At 49.4% G+C, this 3,218-nt stretch carries 4 protein-coding genes; 1 reads left to right on the top strand and 3 read right to left on the bottom strand.

The window, feature by feature from the left end; translation table 11 throughout:
• Window positions 1-423 precede the first annotated feature (423 nt).
• Window positions 424-1,511, bottom strand: a protein-coding gene (locus PG888_RS22590) for an IS3 family transposase (protein WP_139750834.1) whose coding sequence is annotated in 2 segments (ribosomal slippage) — window positions 424-1,259 and window positions 1,259-1,511 — 1,089 coding nt in all. Because the reading frame shifts where the segments join, the coding sequence is not laid out codon by codon here.
• A 222-nt stretch (window positions 1,512-1,733) separates the two neighbouring features.
• On the opposite strand from PG888_RS22590, the gene PG888_RS22585 reads away from it, so the two are divergent.
• The gene (locus PG888_RS22585; RefSeq protein WP_270694265.1) at window positions 1,734-2,138 is read left to right on the top strand and encodes a hypothetical protein; all 405 of its coding nucleotides are present in this window, start codon (window positions 1,734-1,736) and stop codon (window positions 2,136-2,138) included.
• A gap of 139 nt (window positions 2,139-2,277) precedes the next feature.
• On the opposite strand, the gene PG888_RS22580 is transcribed toward PG888_RS22585, so the two are convergent.
• Window positions 2,278-2,652: a type IV toxin-antitoxin system YeeU family antitoxin gene (locus PG888_RS22580; protein WP_111901679.1), complete on the bottom strand. Its 375-nt coding sequence runs from the start codon at window positions 2,650-2,652 to the stop codon at window positions 2,278-2,280.
• Window positions 2,653-2,654: 2 nt separating this feature from the next.
• Window positions 2,655-2,969 carry a hypothetical protein gene (locus PG888_RS22575; protein WP_111901680.1) on the bottom strand — a complete coding sequence of 105 codons (315 nt, stop codon included), beginning with the start codon at window positions 2,967-2,969 and terminating at the stop codon, window positions 2,655-2,657.
• Between the last annotated feature and the right edge of the window lie 249 nt (window positions 2,970-3,218).

Genomic DNA, 3,218 nt, shown 5'->3' with positions numbered 1-3,218 from the left:
TGTAACACTCAATACACAGTGTCATTGCTCGATGTGTCTGTGAGGCTCGATGAAAGTGGCAGGCGGCTGGTTGAGCGCCTTGCTCGGATCACTCTGGAAGCCGATTATTCGAACGATGCACAGGATCGGGCGCTCCAACGCCTTCGGGCGCTCGGGCTCATTTGCTGATCGAGGACAGACGACCAATGCCACCATTGTTGGTGGCATTTTTATACCTGATTATCCATGCCCTTCATACTGATAGCGCAATATCAGACATAAAAACACTGTATCTGCAACAACACGGGGTAGTTAATTATACATATACGCATGATTAGCTTATGCATATATGTAAACGATGAGACATATCAACATAGTACTAAGTCACCACAATAATATAGGTATGGTAATCCCCCCATTTTTAGGAGCATTCAAAAGTAGAGGTCATGCAGCCTTTGCCAGATGCTGTTTCGGTGTGTAGCCATCTAGCGCCATATTGGGCCGTTCATGGTTATAAACCCACAGCCATTGCGTTGCAAATTCTTGTAGTTCCTCCAGTGTGCCAAACAGGTGATGAGCCAACCAATCGTAACGCACCGTTCTGTTAAACCGCTCTATGTACGCGTTCTGCTGGGGATTGCCAGGTTGGATATACCCCAAGGTGATCCCCTGTTTCATCGCCCACTCCTTGAGCTCCTCGCTGATATATTCCGGGCCATTATCACACCGGATCATCGCTGGTTTGCCACGCCACTCGATCACCTGCTCCAGGGCTCGCTTGACCCGCGAGGCAGGCAATGAAAAATCAACCTCTATGCACAGCGCCTCGCGATTAAAGTCATCGATCACATTAAACAGTCGCACCGACCGACCATCACTGAGCTGGTCATGCATAAAATCCATCGACCAGCACTGATTGGGCTTGTCTGGCACGGCCAATGCGTCCGGCTTTTCACGCACCAATCGCTTCTTGGGTTTGATCCGCATGTTCAGTTCAAGCTCCCGATAAATCCGGTAGACCCGCTTATGGTTCCAGCCAAACCCTTTGACATTGCGTAGATAGAGGAAGCAGAGGCCAAAGCCCCAATTACGCTGGCTGTCGGTGATACGCAGCAACCAATCCGCAATAAGCAGGTTTTCATCGGCAAGCACGGGTTGATAGCGATAACAGCCTTCGCTGACCTTGAAGATGTTGCAGGCTAGCCTGATTGAGATGGCAAAGTGTGAAATCGCTTTGGTAGCCATCTCCCTGCGGGCAGATGGCGTTACCACTTTTTTGCCATGGCCTCGGCGATGATCTCGGCCTTGAGGCGCTCCTCGGCATACATTTTCTTGAGGCGACGATTTTCCTCTTCCAGCTCTTTGAGGCGAGCCATGAGGGAGGCGTCCATGCCACCGAATTTGGAGCGCCACTTGTAGAAAGTAGCGGAGCTGATGCCATGCTCACGGCACAGCTCGGGGACGGGTGAACCGGACTCGGCTTGCTTGAGAATGGCGATGATTTGGGCATCGCTAAAGCGTGATGTTTTCATGTAGAACCTCCTGCGTTCAAGATACGAGAAAATTCTACTTATGAGCACCCCAGTTTTTCGGGGGGATTACCTGATGATTTCTATTTTCAAAAAATCACACCAAGCCTTTTTGTTAAACGTAAAACACTAGTTTTTGGCGAAATTGCAAAGCTTGAGCAAAACCAAACACGATTAGTAATAAATTCACTGCCTGATGCCGTATATTTTAAAGCGGCAGATACCTTGATTTTTAGAAATCTGGCAACCATTTCAAGTATCTTCACTGGAATTGACGAGCTGTATAAAGAAGCGACCAACGAGGAAGTGGAGCAGTTTTTAGATGAGCCATTCATCGAATTGAGTGATGACTACAGCCTGGATAAGGTTTCAAAACCAAATCGCAAACGTATTGGTCTTGCCATGGCAACGCTTGAGGCCATGTCAGCTGATGATAAAGCCAATATGCTCGATTACATCGACGGCTATTGTGGCGAGCAGATGCTAAAACTCGACAGAGAAAAGCAGAAATTTGAAATATCAAATGATGATGAGTTGAAAATTCTACTATACGGCATTGAGCAGCGTTTTTATACGACTCCTTTTAGCCATGAAAAAAGGCTTGCTAACTCGGTTCTGGCCATCAATTAATGAGAGTTCGATTTTCCCGTGACGTACCATTTTTTAAATGATACGTCACGATATAATTGTCTTTATAAAGCTACGTTTTGGGTAAATCTCTTCAACTGACTAAAATTGCAGCCAGTTGTGAGCCTAATAGATCTGCCATCTACCTTGCTTGGTAAATCGCCACGTAGACATAGCCATGGCTACCGAGGGTATCGGCTTCGCAGGTGAAACCACCGTGATGGACGGTGATACGTTGCTGGCGCTGAGCATCCAGTTCGCCTGTCAGCAATTTGGCCTCCAGTTCCTTGACGATGCTCGGGAAGCCAACTTCAAGCTGGTCGATAGCTTCCTCCTCCCATTCACCAATCAATGAGGCCCGATCTGACAAAAAGTGCAGCCGGTGATGCTCTTGAATAAGACGGGCACCAAAGCGCGGTGTAACGGTATGAGGCAAGCCCCACTGTGCAAAAATCCGATTGGGGTGCTCTGGCGCTACGGGGTGTTGGTTGTTGGTGTGTGTGGTTTTCGTGGTCATGATTAGCGATACCTCAATTGGATGTGGATGATGGTGCCTGGCACGTTGTGGCGCAGGCGTAGTCTGGCTAGGTGCTCGGGCAGGTCTGTCAGGCTTGCCAGTCGCCCTCGGTAGAGCCGGGAGAGATTGACGTAGTCAGGGTGACTCACGGTGATGGTCACCTGATGCCCTAGCTGCCAGCGGCCAAACAGGCGTGCTTTGGCCTCTTTGATGGTGGTGATGCCGGGGGCGGGTAGCATTTGCCGGTTTCGCAGATGCAGTTTGTTTAGCTCGGGGGCATAGCGATGCACCTCGAGCCCTGTGATAAGACGGGTCATGTTCGGTGACTCCAATGATGCAAAGGGCCAGCCTGTGAGGGCTGGCCCTTTATGCTGTTTGTGGATGAGCGATGAGATGTTCGCGGTGGCTAGCCGTTGTAAAACAAGATGTAGTTCACTCCTGCCTGCAGGGCGGCAGTGAGTAAGAGTTGCAGTGCTGGCGGGATGGCATTAGATTGGCCCCTTGAAGATCCAGACACTTCGCCCCTCTTAACTTAAGAGGTAGTCTTGGAGCTATGTTCAGTACTA

It is taken from the genome of Aeromonas sp. QDB23, from assembly GCF_027707745.1.
GTDB classification, from domain to species: Bacteria; Pseudomonadota; Gammaproteobacteria; order Enterobacterales; family Aeromonadaceae; genus Aeromonas; species Aeromonas allosaccharophila.
This window is presented reverse-complemented; position numbering and strand designations above follow the sequence as displayed.